Annotated in this window: 17 protein-coding genes and 1 pseudogene; 14 read left to right on the top strand and 4 right to left on the bottom strand. The window is 66.6% G+C overall.

The genetic code is table 11. The annotated features are described in order from the left end of the window. Window positions 1–30: 30 nt before the first annotated feature. Entirely contained in the window at window positions 31–1,122 is a 1,092-nt protein-coding gene (locus tag ACQR1B_RS15290; protein WP_434832349.1) for a lysylphosphatidylglycerol synthase transmembrane domain-containing protein, read from the bottom strand. Window positions 1,123–1,504: 382 nt separating this feature from the next. Between ACQR1B_RS15290 and ACQR1B_RS15285 the strand changes: the two genes are divergently transcribed. Next, the gene (locus ACQR1B_RS15285; RefSeq protein WP_434832348.1) at window positions 1,505–2,011 is read left to right on the top strand and encodes a ferritin-like domain-containing protein; all 507 of its coding nucleotides are present in this window, start codon (window positions 1,505–1,507) and stop codon (window positions 2,009–2,011) included. Window positions 2,012–2,084: 73 nt separating this feature from the next. Here the strand turns inward: ACQR1B_RS15285 and ACQR1B_RS15280 are convergent, their stop codons facing one another. Continuing rightward, window positions 2,085–2,531 (bottom strand): hypothetical protein, encoded by a 447-nt coding sequence (locus tag ACQR1B_RS15280; protein WP_434832347.1) that lies wholly within the window; start codon window positions 2,529–2,531, stop codon window positions 2,085–2,087. A 48-nt stretch (window positions 2,532–2,579) separates the two neighbouring features. On the opposite strand from ACQR1B_RS15280, the gene ACQR1B_RS15275 reads away from it, so the two are divergent. From ACQR1B_RS15275 to ACQR1B_RS15265, 3 genes are all read left to right on the top strand, one after another. Continuing rightward, window positions 2,580–3,170, top strand: coding sequence for a hypothetical protein (locus tag ACQR1B_RS15275; protein ID WP_434832616.1), 591 nt, complete (start codon window positions 2,580–2,582; stop codon window positions 3,168–3,170). 85 nt (window positions 3,171–3,255) lie between these two features. Continuing rightward, the gene (locus tag ACQR1B_RS15270) at window positions 3,256–3,843 is read left to right on the top strand and encodes a YdcF family protein (protein ID WP_434832346.1); all 588 of its coding nucleotides are present in this window, start codon (window positions 3,256–3,258) and stop codon (window positions 3,841–3,843) included. Window positions 3,844–4,043: 200 nt separating this feature from the next. Beyond that, window positions 4,044–4,655, top strand: coding sequence for a class I SAM-dependent DNA methyltransferase (locus tag ACQR1B_RS15265; protein WP_434832345.1), 612 nt, complete (start codon window positions 4,044–4,046; stop codon window positions 4,653–4,655). 405 nt (window positions 4,656–5,060) lie between these two features. Here the strand turns inward: ACQR1B_RS15265 and ACQR1B_RS15260 are convergent, their stop codons facing one another. Beyond that, on the bottom strand, window positions 5,061–5,486 hold the full coding sequence (locus ACQR1B_RS15260; protein ID WP_434832344.1) for a universal stress protein: 426 nt from the start codon (window positions 5,484–5,486) through the stop codon (window positions 5,061–5,063). Between the two features lie 58 nt (window positions 5,487–5,544). Continuing rightward, window positions 5,545–6,084, bottom strand: coding sequence for a SixA phosphatase family protein (locus ACQR1B_RS15255; RefSeq protein WP_434832343.1), 540 nt, complete (start codon window positions 6,082–6,084; stop codon window positions 5,545–5,547). Between the two features lie 116 nt (window positions 6,085–6,200). Between ACQR1B_RS15255 and ACQR1B_RS15250 the strand changes: the two genes are divergently transcribed. From ACQR1B_RS15250 to ACQR1B_RS15205, 10 genes and pseudogenes are all read left to right on the top strand, one after another. Then, window positions 6,201–7,625: an NAD(P)/FAD-dependent oxidoreductase gene (locus ACQR1B_RS15250; RefSeq protein WP_434832342.1), complete on the top strand. Its 1,425-nt coding sequence runs from the start codon at window positions 6,201–6,203 to the stop codon at window positions 7,623–7,625. A gap of 94 nt (window positions 7,626–7,719) precedes the next feature. Continuing rightward, a complete protein-coding gene (gene msrB / locus ACQR1B_RS15245; RefSeq protein WP_434832341.1) occupies window positions 7,720–8,223 on the top strand; it encodes a peptide-methionine (R)-S-oxide reductase MsrB in 504 nt (167 codons plus the stop codon). Between the two features lie 296 nt (window positions 8,224–8,519). Beyond that, a complete protein-coding gene (locus ACQR1B_RS15240; protein WP_434832340.1) occupies window positions 8,520–10,325 on the top strand; it encodes a flagellar hook protein FlgE in 1,806 nt (601 codons plus the stop codon). A gap of 43 nt (window positions 10,326–10,368) precedes the next feature. Further along, entirely contained in the window at window positions 10,369–12,231 is a 1,863-nt protein-coding gene (flgK, locus tag ACQR1B_RS15235; RefSeq protein ID WP_434832339.1) for a flagellar hook-associated protein FlgK, read from the top strand. Between the two features lie 15 nt (window positions 12,232–12,246). Next, window positions 12,247–14,118, top strand: a complete 1,872-nt coding sequence (locus ACQR1B_RS15230; RefSeq protein WP_434832338.1) for a flagellar protein — start codon at window positions 12,247–12,249, stop codon at window positions 14,116–14,118. 92 nt (window positions 14,119–14,210) lie between these two features. Further along, complete coding sequence (locus ACQR1B_RS15225) at window positions 14,211–15,014, top strand: hypothetical protein (protein WP_434832337.1); 804 nt, start codon at window positions 14,211–14,213, stop codon at window positions 15,012–15,014. Window positions 15,015–15,024: 10 nt separating this feature from the next. Next, window positions 15,025–16,650: a hypothetical protein gene (locus ACQR1B_RS15220; RefSeq protein WP_434832336.1), complete on the top strand. Its 1,626-nt coding sequence runs from the start codon at window positions 15,025–15,027 to the stop codon at window positions 16,648–16,650. A gap of 52 nt (window positions 16,651–16,702) precedes the next feature. Further along, window positions 16,703–17,893, top strand: coding sequence for an ATP-grasp domain-containing protein (locus ACQR1B_RS15215; protein ID WP_434832615.1), 1,191 nt, complete (start codon window positions 16,703–16,705; stop codon window positions 17,891–17,893). Beyond that, a complete protein-coding gene (locus tag ACQR1B_RS15210) occupies window positions 17,890–19,398 on the top strand; it encodes a pyridoxal phosphate-dependent decarboxylase family protein (protein WP_434832335.1) in 1,509 nt (502 codons plus the stop codon). The genes ACQR1B_RS15215 and ACQR1B_RS15210 overlap by 4 nt, the downstream gene beginning before the upstream one ends. A gap of 337 nt (window positions 19,399–19,735) precedes the next feature. Then, window positions 19,736–20,190, top strand: a pseudogene (locus ACQR1B_RS15205) (flagellin); the annotation flags it as partial.

The following is a 20,190-nucleotide window of genomic DNA, read 5'->3' as shown; positions in this document are numbered from 1 at the left end:
ACTGGCGCGCCCGTTCGAAAAGAACTCTGCTCAGCCCTGGGAGTGGCGCTTGATGCGCTGGGGAACCGCGGCTGTCGCCGTCGCCGCCGCACGCTTGGCTGCGATCTCGTCGGAGACGGCCGATTGCAGCCGGCGTCGTTCCTGCCACGGCTTGACGACGTTGAGCCAGAGTTCCCGGACGCCCATGATCGAGATCGCCGTTGCGAACGGGATGACGAAATAGAGCACGCGGAACACCAGCAGGGTGGCGAGCAATTGCTCTCGGCCGAACTGCGGCAGCGCCACCAGCATCGCGGCATCGAACACGCCGATGCTGCCGGGCGCGTGGCTGGCGAAGCCGAGCAGGGTCGCCAGGATGAACACCACCGACAGCGACAGGAAGTCGATCGGCGGGTTCGACGGCACCAGCAGGTACATCGCCAGCGCGCAGAAGCCGAGATCGACGACGCCGATCAGGATCTGCACGACGGTCAACGGGGCGGACGGCAGCACCACCTTCCAGCCGTTCTGGCCGAGCTGGCGGCGGTTCTTGCCGGCATAGAGCCAGCCGAGATAGGCGAAGATCGCGCCGAGGATGCCGATCGCGATCAGCTGGTTTACGGTCGGCGGCAGCTGGTCCATCGCGGTGGCGGCCGCGGGATGCAGGGTCATGCCGATGCCGAGCACGAACAAATTGCCGAGCCAGAACGTCAGTCCCGACAGGAAGCAGATCTTGGCGACGTCGATCGCGGACAGGCCGTAATCCGAATAGATCCGGAAACGGATGGCGCCGCCGGTGAACACGGTGGCGCCGATGTTGTGGCCGATCGAATAGCTGGTGAAGGCGCTCATTGCCGCGATGCGATAGGGCACGTGTTTCTTGCCAATCGTTCGCAGTGCAAAATAGTCATAGAAGGTCAGCGTGCAGAACGCGCCCACCACACACAAAGCCGCGAGCGCAATGTGACCGGGCGGGATCTCGGTCAGCGCCGTCAGAATGACGCCGCCGTCGACACCCTTGAGCGTGCGCACGAGCGTGGTGATCGCGAAGGCGATGATCGCAAGGCTCGCCGCAATCCCCAGCCGCTTCCAGCCGATCCATTTCTTGAAGCCACGCCCAAGCGTGGTCAGCAGGCGCTGCATTCGTCCTCCCGGCGGGGCGGCATTGAAACTTGGAAAAAGGGCGAAACCATTGGTCGATGAGGGCGGGCAATTCGTGACAGCTTGTTCCTTAAGCTAAAATGCTCGGCTTGTGCAGTCCTTGACACAACGCAGCTCCGACGTCGTCGCGCGTGGCTGTCACACTCAGGTCACATAGCTTCAGGGGGCCGCCTCAGTTTGGTCGCATTGCTCCGAGGCCACAACGCCCCGCCGCCGGATTTTAGTTCCGTATTCAAGCGGGAGAGCTCTGCTCCGAACAGGAACAACAGGCTGCGCCTCCTGTTAGCCCGGATACCACAGAGAACATGGTGACGATCGGTCGGGGAGGGACCTCCATGTTCCGAACCAGGAGGACGTCAGGCAAATGGGACTCTTCACCAAAGACATCAAGACGATGAACGACCTGTTCGTGCACCAGCTGCAGGACATCTATTACGCCGAGCACCAGCTCATCAAGGCGCTGCCGCAGATGGCCGAGAAGGCCACCGACCAGCAGCTCAAGCAGGGCTTCCTGACCCATCTCGACGAAACCAAGACGCATGTGACGCGCCTCGAGCAGGTGTTCAAGATGCATGGCATCGCGCCCAAGGCGGTCGACTGTCCGGCGATCGACGGCATCATCGAGGAAGCCGACGAGGTCGCGGGCGAGGTCGACGACAAGGCCGTGCTGGATGCTGCGCTGATCAACGCCGCCCAGGCCGCCGAGCATTACGAGATCACGCGCTATGGCAGCCTGGTCGCCTGGTCCAAGCAGCTCGGACGCACCGATGCCGCCGCCGTGCTGCAGAAGACGCTCGACGAGGAGAAGGCGACCGACCAGAAGCTGACCAAGCTCGCCGAGACCACGGTGAATCTGCGCGCGGCCAGCTGATCGCGCCCGAACAACTCATGAGACAAAACGCCGCGCGGATGTCCCGCGCGGCGTCGTCGCATCCGGACGTCTCTCAATTCTTGCGCAGTGCGAAATTCGCGCCGCAGAACGCCATCAGCGCGCCCAGGCACAGGGCGGCGAGCCCCGCCAGCACGCCGGCAGCCGACGGCACCGGGCTCGGGCCCGAAATCGCCTGGCCGATGCCGGCGAGCATCAGCACGCCGACCACGACCAGGAAGTTGCGCGCACGCTGCGGGATCTCGCCCGATACCGCGCTGTGCATGATGTTGGCGATGAAATAGCCGGAGGAGAAGCCGACGGTCGCGATCAGCCACCAGGCGATCGCCGAGCCCGCGGGCATGAAGCCGCTGCCATCCGCCGGCCCTTGGGTCTGCCACAGCCCGCCGAGATCGAGCCCGTAGCGGGCGCCGAGCATGTGCACGGCGAGTGCCAGCAGCACGCCGGCCGCCATGGCTCCGGCGAGGATCAGGTGGCGCGGAAAATGGATCGTTTCGCTCATGCTCCTTATGTAGGATAAGGCGCGCGGGCCACGCAACAGGACCGAGCGATTTCCGAGCACACCACCACGAGCGGCGACGATGCCATCCGCTACGCCTACAAGGCGTCGCTGATCGGCGCCGCGCAGCAATTCGAGCTGACCGGGCAGGGCCTGTCGTGGCGGTTCGCCGGCCGCACCGGGCTTTGGCCGTATGCGGATATCGCCGCGATCCGGCTGTCCTACCGGCCGGTGTCGATGCAGGCCAGGCGCTTCCGCGCCGACATCACCCACCGCAACGGCCGCCGCCTCAGCATCATCTCCGTCTCGTGGCAGACGGCGAGTTTGATGGCGCCGCAGAGCGAGGCCTATCGCGCCTTCATCGTGGGGCTGCATGCGCGGCTCGCCGCGAGCGGCAGCACCGCGCGGCTGACCGCTGGCCTCGGCCGCTTCACCTATGGCGCCGCGCTCGCAGCGATCGCGCTGTTCGCCGTGGCGATGCTCGGGCTCTTGCTGCGCGCGCTGGTCATCGGCGAATGGTGGGGGGCGCTGTTCCTGATCGGCTTCGCCGCGCTGTTCGCCTGGTATGTCGGCGGCTTCATCACCCGCAACCAGCCGCGCCGCTACGCCTTCACGGACCTTCCAGCCGCGCTGCTGCCATGATCACGCGCGCTGTCATCGCCGGTCATGGAATGTGACCGCGCTATCCCTGCGCTGTGTGCCAGCATGCGCGGCCGGGAGATGGACGATGCAGGAGCGCGCGCCGTACAGGCCGGACGATGCCGAGATCGCCGCGATCAATGCGCGGCATTTCGCCGATACGCCGCTGCGGCCCGCCGATCTGCTGTTCGTGTTCGGCACCCGCATCGACGAGGAGTTGCGCGCCGAGACCGCAGCAAAGCTCTGGGAGCAGGGCTATTTTCGCCACGCCATCGTCAGCGGCGGGGTCACGCCCGGTGCTGATCTGTCGGAGTGTACGCTGATCAAGGCAGCCATGGTCCAGCGCGGCATTCCGGCCGACCGCATCCTCGAAGAGCACCATGCCATGAACACCGGCGAGAACGTGCTGTTGTCGCTGCCGGTGATCGAGGCCGCGCTCGGCCGCTCCAACATCCGCACCGTCATCTGCCTCGGCAACAGCTGGACCGCGCGGCGCTACGCGATGACGATGCAGCGGCACTGGCCCGAGGTCGAGAAGCTGCTGCTGACGGTGGATCGTTTCGGCGTCCCGCGCCAGCTCTGGCACACCCATCCCGACTTCCGCCGCCGCGTGCTCAGCGAATGGGACAAGATCGCGCCGTACATGGCGAAGGGGTTCATCGCGGAGTGGCCGTGATCTCAGAAGCGAAGCGCAAATGCAGATCCGTGGGGTGGGCAAAGTCATCGGGCGGCGCGAGCCGCACGATGACGTGCCCAGACGGCGCGGACAAACAAACTATCTCGAGGCGCGCCTTTGCCCACGAACGACATCTTGACGGCTGATGGCGCGGCTCATGTTCGAACGGCGATATCTGCCTTCGGCCAACGGAGGTTTCCATGACCCAAGACACAAGCGGTATTGTCGCCCATTACGAGCGCCATGCGCTGGCGTGGGACTGCGACCGCCGCGCCGCTGCCTGGACGGACAAGGCTCCCATCGAACGCTTCCTTGCGTGCCTGCGACCGGGCGCGACGGTGCTCGATCTCGGCTGCGGGGGCGGTGTGCCGGTCGCAGCGCACATCGCGGCGCAGGGATTTGTCGTCACCGGCGTGGACAGCTCGCCGACGATGATCACGCTGTGTCGAACCAGGATGCCGGATCATGAATGGATCGTCGCCGACATGCGGTCGTTCACATCGGATCGACGGTTCGACGGGGTGCTGGCCTGGGACAGCTTCTTCCATCTCGGGCACGATGACCAGCGGCGGATGTTTCCGATCTTCGCAGCCTGCACGGCGTCCGGCGGCATTCTGATGTTCAACGCCGGTCCCGCGCATGGCGAAGCGATCGGCTCGTATCGCGGCGATCCCCTCTATCATGCGAGCCTCGATCCGTCCGAGTACGAGGCGCTCCTCAGCGAAAACGGTTTCGAACTGATCGCTCATTCGATCGGCGATCCCGCGAAGGGCGAGCGAAGCTTCTGGATCGCCCGCCGTTCGCCGATTTGATCCGATGGTGAGGCAAAGCCGATGCATTCGGTAGGGTGGGCAAAGTCATCGGGTGGCGCGAACCGCACGATGACGTGCCCACCGTCTCTCCTCGCGCAAGATGGTGGGCACGGCGCGCTCAGATGGCGCGGACAAACAAGCTTCTCGGGCGCGCCTTTGCCCACCCTACGGACCGTCAGATACAGTGCCCTCGCCCCTTGTGGGAGAGGGCATGTACGGACGATCCACGTATGCGGTTGGGTGAGGGGTATCTTTCCGCGAGCTGAGTTCGTAGAGCCGTACCCCTCACCCAACCGAGTTTGACGCCCTTTCGTACATGCCCTCTCCCACAAGGGGAGAGGGCGCATTCACGTCCACCGGGCTGTTTTCAACGTCCAAGCGCTGCGACGATGCTGTCAATTGTTGCTACGGCCTCACCACCAGCACCGAGCACTTCGCATACCGCACCACATGTCCGGCGTTGCTGCCGAGGAAATACGTCCGCATCGCGGGGCGGTGCGAGGTCATGACGATCAGGTCGGCGTGGACTTTGGCGGCCTCTTCGAGGATCTCGTGGTAGATGCCGCCCTGGCGCACGGCGTAGCTGATGCGCTCGGCGGGGATGCCGGATTCGCGGGCGACGATCGACAGGGCCTCATCGGCGGTCTCGCGCTGCTGGGCATCGAAATCGGCGGGAACGTATTCGGCGAGCATCACCGGCGTCATCGGCATCACGTTGAGGAGATGCACGGTGCCCTGCCACGTCTCCGCCAGGGTGGCTGCGGTCGCGATCGCCGGCTTGGCGAGGTCGGTGTCGGCCAGATCGATGGGAACGAGGATCGATTTGAACATCGCGCGGCCTCCTCACGTCACAGAGTACAGCCATTACGCGCCGGGCGATGCCGGCCTGTCAATCGGAGCCCTGCTTCAGCAGCTTCGGCGTCACGAACGCCACGAGGTTGCCGCGGGTGAAGCTCACGTCACCCCAATCGTCGGTGTCGAAGTCGAAGATGGCGAGGCCCGATGTCGGCATGTTGCGCGACAGCTCGTGGCGCGCGTCCGGATCGCCGCGGCCGGTCAGCGCCAGCGCCAGCTCGTGCAGGCCGGGATTGTGGCCGACGACCAGCAGCTGCTTCGGATCGGCCACGGCGGCGAGGCGGATCTGATGCAGGATCTGCATCGGCTCGGCGGCGTACAGATCCGGCACCTGCTCGACCTGCGGCGCAGGGACGCGGTCCTTCATGGCCGCGAAGGCGAGCTCCCAGGTCTGCTGCGCCCGCACCGCGGTCGACACCAGCACCAGGTCGGGCACGGGCGGGTGGCTGGCGATGAAATCGCCGGTCATCGCGGCATCCTGGTGCCCGCGCTCGTCGAGACGGCGGTCCTGGTCGCGGCCCGACGGCGCGTCCGTTTCGGTCTTGGCGTGGCGCAACAGCATCAATCGGCGCATGGAATCCGGTCTCGAATCGGTCAGGCTGGGGCTGCCTGTAGCACGTCTCTTTGTCGCCACTAAAAACGGCATGACGTGAGGTGACAGACCAGCGCAGGGTTGGTTAAGAAAACGCCATGAGCGAGACTTCCACAAGCGCGAACGATGACGCGGATGCCGCAGGCGCAATCGGCCGGGTCAGGCTCAATTTCGACCTCGACGTCGATGTCTGCGTCGTCGGGGCGGGATTGGCCGGGCTGACGGTGGCGCTCTGCGCCGCCCGGCAGGGCGCCAGCGTCGCGGTGCTCGAGGGCCGCCAGGTCGGATGGAACGCCTCCGGCCACATGGTCGGCACGGTGCTGCCCGGATTCGATCTGGCGCTGCCGGACCTGATCGAGCGCGTCGGGCTGCAGCGGGCGCGCGCGCTGTGGGCGCTGTCCTGGTCCGGCGCCGAGTTCATCCGCACCCAGGCCGCCGCGATGCCGGGAATCGGGCTCAGCGAGGGCGCGCTGGAGGTGTCCAACGTCGATGCCGGCGACGCCCTGATCCGCCGCCTGCAGATGCTGCACGAGGATTTCGACACCGAGGTCGAGGGCTGGCAGGTCGAGCGCGTCAGGGCCGAGCTCAAGACCGACCGCTATTTCCACGGCGTGCATTACCCCCGCGCGTTCCAGCTCGACGGCCGCAGATATGTCCACGCGCTGGCGCGGCTCGCGCACAAGGCCGGCGCGCGGATCTACGAGGATACGCCGGTGGTCAGCATCGACGCATCGGGCGTGCGCAAGCGCATCGTGACGCCGTCGGCGCGGATGCGGGCCTCGCACATCGTGCTGGCGGGCAACATTCACCTCGGCGCGCCGCTGCAGAAGCTGTCGGACACGTTGCTGCCGGTGTGGCGCTATGGCGGCGTCAGCGCGCCGCTCGGCGAGCGCCTGGGCGAAGCGATCGCTTTCCAGGGCTCGGTCAGCGATACCGACGGCATCGATCATTTCCGCATCGTCGACGGCGACCGGCTGATGTGGGCGAGCCCGGAGACGACCTGGGATGCGCGTCCCAGCGGCTTCGCCGCGGCGCTGCAGCGCCGGATCCGCACGGTCTTTCCGCAGCTCGGCCGCGTCGAGATCACGGAGACGTTCGGCGGCGCGACCGGCCAGACCGTGCATGGCATGCCGCAGATCGGGCAATTGCGCAAAGGCCTGTGGGTGGCGAGCGGCTTCGGCCGCCATGGAATGAGCACCTCGGCCATGGCCGGACAGCTGATCGCGCAAGGCATCCTGGCCGGCGACGAGCGCTGGAAGCTGTTCTCGCCGTTCGAACTGGTATGGGCCGGCGGCGTCAGCGGCCGGGTCGCCGGGCACGTCGTCAATCTCTGGGTCCGCGGCCGCGCGGCGGCCGCCGGGACGCTGGCCCGGCATCGCGAGCGGGTCCGGGCGCAGGAACGCATCCGCGAGATCAGGTCGGCCGAGGCGCGCCGCCAGGCGGCGCAGCGACCCGGCTCGCGGCTGCCGCTGCGGCCGCAGCCGTCCGACCTGACCCGCCGTCCCGATGCCGGGGAGGGCTGACCTCGCGACAAAGTGAGGCGCCGAACCGTCGCCCGACGTAACTTAGCGGAAACTCATCCGTAGATCCGGTAACCACCGCCGTACGGAGACGACCATGATCGACCGCCGCATGATGCTCACCACCGTTGCCGGACTGTTCGGATTCGCGGCCCTGCGCTGGTTCGGCGGCTCCGCGCCGGTCCGCGCCGCCGAAAAGTTCGAGATCGAGAAGACCGAAGCCGAGTGGCGCGCCCAGTTGACGCCGGAGCAGTTCGAGATCCTGCGCCAGGAGGGCACCGAGCGGCCCTGGACCAGCCCGCTGCTCAAGGAGCACCGCAAGGGCACCTTCGCCTGCGCCGGCTGCGACCTGCCGCTGTTCTCCTCGGATACCAAGTTCGAAAGCGGCACCGGCTGGCCGAGCTTCTTCAAGCCGCTCGACAATGCGGTCGGCACCCGCCGCGACAAGACCTACGGCATGGTCCGCACCGAGGTGCATTGCCGGCGCTGCGGCGGCCATCTCGGCCACGTGTTCGACGACGGCCCGAAGCCGACCGGCCTGCGCTATTGCATGGACGGGCTGTCGCTGGTGTTTCACCCGGCCAATCCGTCGTCGACCTGAAAAAATTGCGCCTGGATCGTCGGGTCCGTCCGTTGAAGCCTCGAGATGTGGGTCTGACGACGCACCGGCAGCTGTGACATGCAGTCGAGCCGGAGCGCGATGTTGCGCGTCCGGCCCGGCAAGAACTGCCGGCTCGGCAATTGTTCACCACTTTTGCCGCCGCTTTCTTGACGTTGCTATTTCTCAAGTCACTGATTTTACAGGGACTTCATATCTGGCACAGCGATTGCGACAGCTCTCCACGAAACGCGGTGCGGGACCGACCCGGCCGCCGGGACCACAGTGGAGAGATTGGTATGGGTATCTTCGACGCGATGAACACCTCGGTGAGCGGCCTGTCCGCTCAATCATTCGCGCTGCAGAACATTTCCGGTAACATCGCGAACGCCTCGACTGTCGGCTACAAGGGCATCGGCACCAGCTTCGAAGACCTCATCCCCAACGCCACCAACCCGACGCGCCAGAATGCCGGCGGCGTCACCGCCTTCGCCAAGGCGACCATCACCACCCAGGGCACCGTCTCGACGTCCTCGGTCGCCACCAACATGGCGATCAACGGCGACGGCTTCTTCAACGTGCAGAAGGCCTCCTCGGTCGTCGACAACGTGCCGGTCTTCACCGGCGTCACCAACTACACCCGCCGCGGCGACTTCCAGCTCAACGCCAACGGCAACCTGATCAACGGCGCCGGCTACTACCTGATGGGCGTCGCAGTCGACGCCAAGACCGGCAACGCCACCGGCAACGTGCCGACCGTGCTGCAATTCGCCAACAATTTCGTGCCCGCGCAGGCGACCACCGCGATCCAGTATGCCGCCAACCTGCCGACCCAGCCGAAGACCGGCGCCAGCGGCAACGCGGCGACCGGGACGCTGGTCGCCGCCGGCGGCCTCAACTCGGCCGACCTCTCCAACGTGCCGCTGCCGGTCGGCACCAACTTCTACGCCGATGCCACGGTGACCGGCGCCACGGCCAACAACAAGAATGCGGTGGGAATCACCACCTCGACCTTGCTGTCCGGTGCCGCCGCCACCGACTCGATCACCTCCAATTTCACGGCCGGCGACAGCATCACGCTGACGGGCAGCGCCGGCGACGTCGTCACCTTCAGCTTCGTCGCCTCCGGCGCCTCGGGCAATCAGATCAACGTCACCGACTCCGTCGGCACTCTGCTCGCCAAGATCGCCGCCGTGACCGGCGTGCAGCCGACCATCACCGCCGGCAAGATCACGCTGCATTCGGGCAGCGGCGAGGACTGGTCGCTGAGCAGCGCGTCGCCGGGCTTCGCCGCCCTCGGCCTCACCTCGCCGGTGGCGCTGACCCGCACGGCCACGGCCGGCACCGGTATCGTGATCGGCAACGATCTGACCAACTTCAACAACGAGACCATTTCCGGCGGTGCAGTCACCACCTACAACTCGGCCGGCACGCCGGTGAACGTGCAACTGCGCTGGGGCAAGGTCGACAGCGCGACACTGGGCACCGGCCACAAGGACATCTGGAACCTGTTCTACCAGACCGATTCCAGCGCGACCGGCTCGACGGTGGCGTGGCAGAACGTCGGCACTAATTTCGTGTTCGGCTCCGACGGCTCGCTGGTCTCACCGACCACCTCCAACATCTCGATCCCCAATGTCGTGGTCGACGGCACCACGCTCGGCACCGTCAGCCTCAACATCTCGTCCGGCGGGCTCACGCAATATGCCAGCACGATCGGCTCGGCCACGATCAACCAGATCTCGCAGAACGGCTTCGCCGCCGGCCAGCTGCAGTCGGTCGCCGTCAACAACAGCGGCATCGTCACCGGCACCTTCTCAAACGGCCAGACCATCAACCTGGCGCAGGTGACGCTGTCGCACTTCAACGGCACCAACTATCTGAAGGCCCTCGACGGCGGCGCCTATGAGGCGACCGACCAGTCCGGCCAGGCCATCATCGGCGCGACGGGCAAGATCTCGGGCGGCTCGCTCGAGGGCTCCAACACCGACATCGCCGACGAGTTCACCAAGCTGATCGTGACCCAGCAGGCCTATTCGGCGAATACCAAGGTGATCACCACCGCCAATTCGATGGTGCAGGATCTTCTGAACGTGCTGCGCTGATCGCGCAGCCCGTGGCGGATGAAATGACACGAGGCATACGAACATGGGTTTGAGTTCAACCCTCGCCACCGCGATGTCCGGCCTGCGCTCGACGCAGGCGGCGCTCTCGATCATCTCGTCGAACGTCGCCAACGCCAACACTCCCGGCTACGTCGCGCAGAACCCGAACCAGATCGAGATCGCCAGCGGCGGTTTCGGCTCGACGGTGATGACGACGGGCGTCAACCGCCAGCTCGATCTGTTCGTGCAGAACCAGCTCCGCACCGAGACCTCGGGCGGAGCCTATGCCGATCAGGTCGCCAACATCCTGTCACAGCTGCAGACCGTGTACGGCACGCCCGGCGGCAGCGGTACGCTGGAGACGGCGCTCAACAATTTCACGACGGCGCTGCAGTCGCTGTCGAACAATCCGAGCAACCAGTCGGCGCAATCGGTGGCGCTGTCGGCGGCGCAGGGGCTGGCGCAGCAGCTCAACGCGACCACCAAGGGCATCCAGACCCTGCGAACCAATGTCGAGCAGGACATCGGCAATTCGGTCACCCAGGCCAACGCCGCGATCCAGCAGATCGGCACCCTGAACACGCAGCTGCAGGGCATCAGCCCGTCGGATCCGCTGGCGGCGACGCTGCAGGACCAGCGCGACAACGCGATCAACACGCTGTCCAAATATGCCGACATCCGCGTCGTGTCGGATTCGACCAACGGCGTCAGCGTGTTTACCAATTCGGGCATCCAGCTGGTCGGCGCCGGCCTGACCTCGCAATTCACCTTCTCCTCGCCCGGGACGCTCGATGCCACCTCGCTCTACAACAGCAATCCGACCCAGAACGGCGTCGGGCAGCTCAACATCAAGCTGTCCAACGGCGTGTCGCTCGACGTCGTCGCCAACAATCTCCTCGGCTCCGGCCAGATCGCGGCCGATCTCAAGCTGCGCGACCAGACCCTGGTGCAGGCACAGACCCAGGTCGACCAACTCGCGGCGACGATGGCCTCGGCGCTGTCCGACAAGACCACGGCCGGCACCGCGGTCACCGGTCCCCCGGCCGGCTTCGACGTCTCGACCTCCGGGCTGCTGGCGGGCAACACGATCAACCTGACCTACACGGATTCGAGCAACGTCCAGCGCCAGGTCAAGATCGTCAACGTCAACGATCCCGCGGCGCTGCCGCTGCAGAACGCCACCGGCGCCAACCCGTCCTATGTCGGCGTCGACTTCTCGCTCGGCATGGCCTCGGTGGTGTCGCAGCTCAACAGCGCGCTGGGATCGGCGCATCTGCAGTTCGCCAATCCCTCCGGAACGACGCTGCGCATCACCGACGACGGCACCAGCCAGGCGACGGTCAAGGCGGCCTCCGCCACGACCACGGTGCAGACGCTCGCCAGCGGCAACGCGCAGCTGCCGGTGTTCACCGACGGCAGCGGGCTGTACACCGGCGCGATCACCTCGACCGGCTCGCAGATGACCGGGCTCGCCGGGCGGCTCAGCGTCAATCCGGCGCTGCTCAACGACGCCACCAAGCTGTCGACCTATTCGACCTCGCCGGCAACGGCGGCCGGTGATTCCACGCGGCCGGACTTCCTGTTCGCGCAGCTGACCTCGGCGACGTTCAGCTACTCGCCGACGACCGGCCTGGGCTCGGCGGCGCAGCCGTTCCAGGGCACGGTGTCCGGCTATCTGCAGCAGTTCGTCAGCCAGCAGGGCAGCGCGTCGACGATCGCGACCCAGCTCAGCCAGGGGCAGAACGTCGTCGTCAGCACGCTGAAGGAGAAGTTCAACTCCACGGCGGGGGTCAACATGGACAGCGAGATGTCCAACCTGATCCAGGTCCAGAACACCTATGCGGCCAACGCCCATGTCATGTCGGTCGTGCAGAGCATGATGCAGAGCCTGCTCCAGGCTTTCTAGTGAGGCGCGTGTAAGATGTCGATCAGCAGTATCAACTACGGAAGCTCTCTGCTCGGCCTGTCCGTGCGGAACATCTCGAACCAGCTCGCGGACCTCTCGACGCAGCTGTCGAGCGGCGTCAAGTCGAATCAATATGCCGGCATGGGCCCGGACGAGGGCTTTGCGATCGCGGCGCGCGCGCAGCTGTCGAACATCGCGGCCTTCACCACGACGATGACCCACGTCAACACGGTGATCGGGGCGGTGAACACCTCGCTGCAGTCGCTGGCGAAGATCCAGAATCAGGTCCAGGGCGGCGCCTCGGCGACGCCGCAGAACCTGACCAGCACCGGCCAGACGACGGGCCAGCAGACGGCGTCGTCCAACCTCTCGGCGATCGTCGGCATCCTCAACACCCAGGTCGGCGACCGCTACATCTTCTCCGGCACGGCCACCGACCGGCCCGCCATCGTGTCGGCGGACACCATCCTGAACGGGACCAGCACCCAGGCCGGGCTGAAGCAGGTCATCGCGGAACGGCAGCAGGCCGATCTCGGGCTCAACGGTCTCGGCCGTCTCAACCTCTCGGCCTCGGCCACCGTGCCGATCACGCTGTCGGAAGACGTCGCCGGCTCGCCGTTCGGCTTCAAGCTCAGCTCGGTCACCTCATCGCTGACCAACGCCACCGTGACCGGGCCCTCCGGCTCGCCGGCAGGCATCTCGGTCGATCTCACCGCCGGCAATCCGAATGCGGGCGATCAGATCAGCTTCACCTTCAAGCTGCCGGACGGAACGTCGGAATCGATCAAGCTGACGGCCTCCACCGCGACGCCGGTGCCCGCCAACACGTTCGCGATCGGCGCCACGCCGGCGGCGACCTCCGCCAATCTCAACGCCGCGCTCAACACGGCGCTGACGACGCTCGCCGGCACCGCGCTGGTCGGGGCCTCGGCGGTCGTGGCGGGCGACAACTTCTTCAACACGGCAAGCTCCGTGTCGGGAACCGCGGTCAACAACAAGGCGGCGACGCCTGCGCCGATCACGGGAGCGACGCTGCTGTCGGGCGCGGCCAATACCGACTCGATCGCGACCAACTTCACCGCCGGCGACACCATCACCGTCAACGGCCAGACGCTGACCTTCGTCGCCTCCGGCGCCAACGGCAACAACCAGATCAACGTCACCGACAGCGTGCAGACGCTGCTGTCGAAGATCGATACGCTGAGCGGCACGTCGACGCCTTCCACGATGAGCGGCGGCGTGATCACCCTGCGCACCGACGATGCCGCCGGCTTCTCGGTCTCGAGCTCGAACGCGGGCGCCTTCTCGGCGCTCGGCTTCTCCGGCACGGTCACGGCGCCGACGCCGCCATTGCGCGTGTCCGGCACGCCGCTGGGATCGGCGACCAGCCTCGTCAACGGTTCGGCCAATACGGTCGCCTGGTACACCGGCAACAGCGGTCCCGGTTCGGCGCGGTCGAGCTCGACCGTCCGCATCGATACCGCGCAGAGCATTCAATTCGGCGCCCAGGCCAATGAATTGGCGATCCGCAACCTGGTGCAGCAGACCGCGGTCTACGCCGCCGTGAACACGCCGCCGGCGGGGGCCAATGCCGGGCAGCAGATCGGTGCGCTCAGCGAGCGCATCGCCGCCAAGCTGACGCCGCAACTCGGCCAGCAGTCGATCTCCGACATCCAGACCGATTTCGCCAATGCCCAGACCACGATGAAGGACGCCACGGCGCGCCAGACCCAGGCCAAGGCCGCGATGCAGAGCCTGGTCGACCAGACCGAGGGCATCTCGCAGAGCGAAGTGGCGAGCCAGATCCTGCAGTTGCAGACCAGTCTGCAGGCGTCCTACCAGACGACCTCGATGCTGTCGCAGCTGTCGCTGGTGAAGTTTCTGTAAAACAACGGGGACCGTGGTTAGGTTTTCGTTAACCACGTCTCTTTAGCTTTTGTTCAGATGTGGGGCGAGAGCCTCTTGTTCTGGAGGCTGCCGTGAGTGATGGAATCGACGAGCGAATTCACCTGGTGATCGCAACGCCATGCTTCGGCGGTCAGGTGTCGAGCATCTATGCGAGCTCGATCTTCGCCCTGCAGCGCGAGCTGCGCTCCACCTCCAACGTCGACCTGACTGTCCACATGCGCGACGGAGATGCGCTGATCACGCGGGCCAGGGCCAATCTGGTCACGCTGTTCCTGAACGATCCCACCGCGACCCATTTTCTGTTCGTCGACGCCGACATCGGCTTCACCCCCCGGCAGGTGTTCCGGCTGATCGAGTCGGGTGGCGACGTGGTCGCCGGCGTGTATCCGATCAAGAAGGTCAATTGGAACAAGGCGCGGCGCGCCATCAGCGCCAACCGCATGGACGTGCCGGCGGCGTCGCTGGACTACGTGCTCGAGATCGAGAATCCGGACCAGGTGGTTGTGGTCAACGGCTTCACGCGGGTGCGCTATGCAGGCACCGGCTTCCTGATGATCCGCCGCCGCGTCCTCGAAACCATGATTACGCATCCGGCCCACGCGCCGCTGCAGTTCTTCCGCGAGCATTCGCAGGATGCGCTAGCCGGCAGCCCGAACCGCTTCGCGCTGTTCGAGTGCATGATCGATCCCGACACCGGCACCTATCTCAGCGAGGATTTTGCGTTCTGCAGGCGCTGGACCGATATCGGCGGCGAGATCTGGGCCGATCTCGACAGCCGGCTCGATCATGTCGGTCCGTCGGTGTTCCACGGCAACGTCGCCTCGCAATTTGCATCGGCCGTCGGGGTTCCCACGGCCGCTGCAGACGCAGCCTGACGATCGTCCGATGACGTCGCCCGCGACCCGGCCGGAGCTCTCGATATCATCCGGCGCCGAGCGGCGCGGGCAGGGCGCGGCGAGGGGACTGCGTGATCTCTTCGCCCTGCTCGGAGATCTGCTGATCGACGGCGGCGACAGCCGCCTAGCGCTCGATCGTCCCTGGGGCCGCAACGCCTATGGCTGCGGGCCGTCGCCGGCGCCCGAGCTGCTGTGCTTTGCGTCGAGCACGGCCTCGCCCATCTCGGAGCGCGCCTATGCGCGCGTCGAACTGGCACGTGAGCAAATGATGCATGCGGCGATCTCGCTCGGCCTCGACCAGGCGCTCGACCGCCGCACCGAGGAGATGCGCTGCGAACTGCGCTCTCATCTCCAGCTTGCCGATGATGTCGACATCGTCTTCTCGCCATCCGGCACCGACTCGCAGCTCCACGCGCTGGCGCTGGTGCGCGCAGAGCTCGGCGACAACCTCGCGAGCGTCGTCGTCGGCAGCGACCAGACCGGCAGCGGCATCGCCGCGAGCGCGCGCGGGCGCCATTTCGACACGCGCACGGCCAGCGGCGTCGCCGTGGCCAGGGATGCGCCGATCGAGGGGCTCTCGTGCGACACCGTCCCACTGCCGCTGTTCGACAGCGCCGCGATGCAGGCGCGCCGCGACGCCGGTGATGTCGTGCTCGCTGCGGTCGAAACGCTGGTCCGCAACGGACGCAGCGTCATGCTGCAGGTGATGGATTCCTCCAAGCTCGGCTGGCGCGCGCCGGACATGGCTTGCCTGGACGAGGTGGCGCGGCGCTGGCCGGGCCGCGTCCGGATCGTCGTCGATGCCTGCCAGATGCGGCTCGGCGTGGGACGGCTGCGCGACCATCTCGATCGCGGCCATCTGGTGCTGATGTCAGGCTCCAAGTTCTTTGGCGGACCGGCCTTCAGCGGCGCGCTGCTGGTGCCGCGCGCCGTGGCGTCGGCCGTGCGGAGCGGCCGTCCGGTCGCGCCCGGCCTGTTCGACTACGTCAATCGTTCGGACTGGCCGCTGGCCTGGACCGACCTGCGGGCGCGGTCGGCGCCGCGCGCCAACATCGGACAATGGCTGCGCTGGGAAGCCGCGCTCGAAGAGATCGCGGCCTATCATGCGGTGCCCGCGGCGTTCCGCCGGATGGCGATCCGACAGCTCGGCGAGGTGATCGAAAGCCTGCTGCTGCTGTCGCCCGTGCTGCGTCCGATCGCAACCCGCACGACCGGCGATGATGGCGGCGGTGAATTCGGCTTTTCCACGATCTTCCCGTTCGCGCTTCAGCGCGACGGACGCCTGCTCGATCTCGGCGAGACCCAGGCGGTCCACCGCGCGCTTCAGCATGATCTCGGCAGCCGCTTCAGCGGGCGGACCGCCGCCATTGCCGCGCGCCAGTGCCTGATCGGCCAGCCGGTGCGCATCGACCGCGACGGCGAGGCACCGACCGCGGCGCTGCGGCTGTGCATCGGCGCACGCCAGGTAACGGATGCCTGGTGCGACGACGTCACCACCGCGCGCGTCGATCTCGACGCCGACATCGACCGCATCGTCGAATTGGTCGCCAAAACAGAGCTGCTCGTCTCCGAACTGAGCAGCCAGGATCTCAGGGATCTCCGCCATGCCAACTGATTTGCTCGCCGTGGCCGAACAGGCCTGTGCAGGATGTGCCGAGCGGATCGGTATGGCCAGGATCGCCAAGGCCGCCTTCGACGGCCAGGATCTGAAACCGATGTGGGCCGCGTTGCTCGGCAAGCTGCTCGACGGCGCCGCCACGCCGGGCGAGGGGCTCGATCTCGCGCTGGTCGCCCAGCTGAACGGGGAGAAGTCGTCCGGGCTTGCGATCCAGCACGACGTCCTGCAGTCGCAGCAGCTCTACCGCGTCGCCGGCAACAATCCGACGCCGCGGCTGCGCGTGCTCGCGCTGGCGGCCGCGACCGACATGGGCAGCAATACGCCGATCGAGTTCCTGCTCGAGGACACCCACATCGAGCTGATGCTGCTCTACGTGGTCCCCGGCGCGGAGCTGCCGGCCCCCTTGCCGGCGCATGACGTCGCCATCGTCATCGCCTCCGATTCCGAGGATTGCCAGCACGCGCTGCACGAGATCGACGCGGTCGCAGCGCGCTGGCCGCGTCCGCTGCTCAACCCGCCGCAGCGGATCTGGCATCTCGACCGCGACAAGCTGCACGCGCTGCTCGCAGGCATCGAGGGCCTGACGATTCCCGCAACGGTCCCCGCCGACCGTGAGCGCCTGATCGAGGTGGCGGACGAGCGCGAACTGATCGGCGACATCGATGGCGCGCTGAGCTTTCCGATCATCATCCGGCCGCGCGGCTCGCATGCCGGCGTCGGCCTCGAGAAGGTCGATGAGCCGATCGAGCTCTCGCTCTATCTCGACGAGCGCGACGAGCAGGAGTTCTTCGTCTCGCGCTTCGTCGACTATGCCAGCGAGGACGGCCAGTTCCGCAAATATCGCGTCGTGTTCGTCGACGGCACGGCCTATGCGTGCCACATGGCGATCGCACGTCGCTGGGACATCTGGTATCTCAACGCCGGCATGGCGGGGAGCGAGAGCAAGCGGCTCGAAGAAGCGACCTTCATGCAGACCTTCGACATCGGCTTCGGCCGGCGTCATCGCAGCGTGCTGGACGCGATCGCCGCGCGCATCGGTCTCGATTATTTCATCATCGACTGCGCCGAGACCCGCGACGGTTCGCTGCTGGTGTTCGAGGCCGACAACACCGCGGTCGTGCACAACATGGACCCGCCGGACGTGTTTCCCTACAAGCCGCCGCAGATGCAGAAGATCTTCGCGGCCTTCGCGGCCATGATCGACAAGCGCGCCGCATCGCGGGCGGAGCAGGCGGCGTGAGCGCCGGACTGCGCAGCGATCCGTCGTTGCAGCCGGCGGAGACGCTCGATCCGCAGCATTGGGACGAGATCCGCGCGCAGGGTCATCGCATGCTCGATGACATGTTCGACTACGTCGCCGGCATCCGCGACCGGCCGGTGTGGCAGCCGATGCCGCAGGCGACGCGGCGGCGCTTTCGCAGCGAACTGCCGCACGCGCCGACCGATCTCGCCGACGTCTATCGCGATTTCAGCGAGCTCGTCGTGCCCCATGCGACCGGCAACGTCCATCCCGGCTTCATGGGCTGGGTGCATGGCGGCGGAACGGCAGTCGGCATGCTCGCCGAGATGCTGGCGGCCGGGTTGAATTCCAATCTTGGCGGGCGCGACCATGCGCCGATCGAGATCGAGCGGCAGGTGGTCGACTGGACGCGGCAGATGTTCGGCTTTCCACACGGCGCCAGCGGCATCTTCGTCACCGGCACCTCGATGGCCAATCTGATGGCCGTCGTGGTGGCGCGCCGGGCGGCGCTCGGTGCTGCGGTCCGGCGCGAAGGCCTCGGTGAGGCCGGCGGACGCCTGCGCGCCTACACCTCGAAAGCCGCGCATGGCTGCATCGCCAAGGCGATGGACATCTGCGGGCTGGGCAGCGATGCGCTTCGCAGCGTCGCCATCGACGCGGCGCACCGCATCGACATCGCCGCGCTGCGCGCCGCGATCGCGCAGGACCGTGCGGCGGGCCTGCATCCCTTTCTCGTCGTCGCCTCCGCGGGCACGGTCGACATCGGCGCGATCGACGATCTGGCCGAACTGGCCGAACTCTGCCGCACCGAGGGCCTGTGGTTTCACGTCGACGGCGCCTTCGGCGCGCTGGCGATGCTGTCGCCCGAGCTCGCGCCGAAGCTTGCCGGCATCGAGCGGGCGGATTCGATCGCGCTCGACTTCCACAAATGGGGGCAGGTGCCCTACGACGCGGGATTTCTGCTGGTGCGCGATGGCGAGCGGCATCGGGACGCGTTCGCGTCACCGGCGGCCTATCTGCGCCGCGAGACGCGCGGCCTCGCCGCCGGCGCCGAATGGCCGTGCGATCTCGGGCCCGATCTGTCGCGCGGCTTTCGCGCCCTGAAGACCTGGTTCACGCTGCGGACGTTCGGCACCGACCGGCTCGGACGCATGATCGCGCGGAGCTGCGAACTGGCGCGCCATCTCGAACGACGCGTGCTGGCCGAGCCCGAGCTCGATCTGCTGGCGCCCGTCGGTCTCAACATCGTCTGCTTTCGCTATCGATGCGAGGATGCCGATGCGATCAACGCCGAGATCGTCGCCGATCTCCACGACTCCGGCATCGCCGCACCGTCGACCACGATGCTGGATGGCCGGTTGGCGATCCGCGCGGCGATCGTCAACCATCGGACCGGGGCTGATGACGTCGAGCGGATGATCGCAGCGGTGCTGACGTTCGGCCGCCGGCGTGCCGCCGGCCTCGCGCCGCTTGTCGAGGTCGAGGCGCCGCCGCTTTCGCCCTGATGATCGACAGCCGACGGCTGCGGTAAAAATTGTCACCAGTGAGCTCTGCCGAGACGGCGCCGGCAACCTTTCCGAAGGTGGTTGACGCGTGGTGAAGACGCCCGCGCGTGGTTAAAACTGCCTGTCTTTTCAATGAGCGTGTTGATCGAAACGTGCGGCGATACAACCTTCGCGCACCTGTCTGCGCGATTGAAGCGGGGCTGTGCCACAACCGCTTCAGCGTTTGTTAGCCACTGCCGTTCACCGTCGCCCGCGTTGTCCTGGCCGCGAAGTCGACCAGGCATCACCCTGATCTCGAAGGGATCAGGCGTTCGTTTCACACCAGAAAGGTATGAAAATGTCAGGTATCGTTCTCTCCGCGTCTGTGCGCCAGAATCTGCTTTCGCTGCAGTCCACGGCCCAGCTTCTCGCCACCACCCAGAACAATCTCTCCACGGGCAAGAAGGTCAATTCGGCGCTCGACAATCCGACCAACTTCTTCACCGCCCAGGGTCTCGATAACCGCGCTTCCGACATCTCCAATCTGCTCGATGGCATCGGCAACGGCGTGCAGGTGCTGCAGGCTGCCAACACCGGCATCACCTCGCTGCAGAAACTCGTCGACAGCGCCAAGTCGATCGCCAACCAGGTGCTGCAGAGCGCGGTGGGTTACTCCACCAAGTCGAACGTGACGTCGACGGCGCTGACCGGCGCGACCGCCACCGATCTGCTGGCTTCCAGCGCGACCGCTGCCACCGGCACGGCCGTGCTGAACGACAACACCTCGACCGCGGTGGCGATCACCGGCTCGAC

It is taken from the genome of Bradyrhizobium oligotrophicum (assembly GCF_051168495.1).
Classification (GTDB): domain Bacteria; phylum Pseudomonadota; class Alphaproteobacteria; order Rhizobiales; family Xanthobacteraceae; genus Bradyrhizobium; species Bradyrhizobium oligotrophicum_A.
Note: the sequence above shows the minus strand (reverse complement) of the source record. Positions and strands in the feature narration are given on the sequence as shown.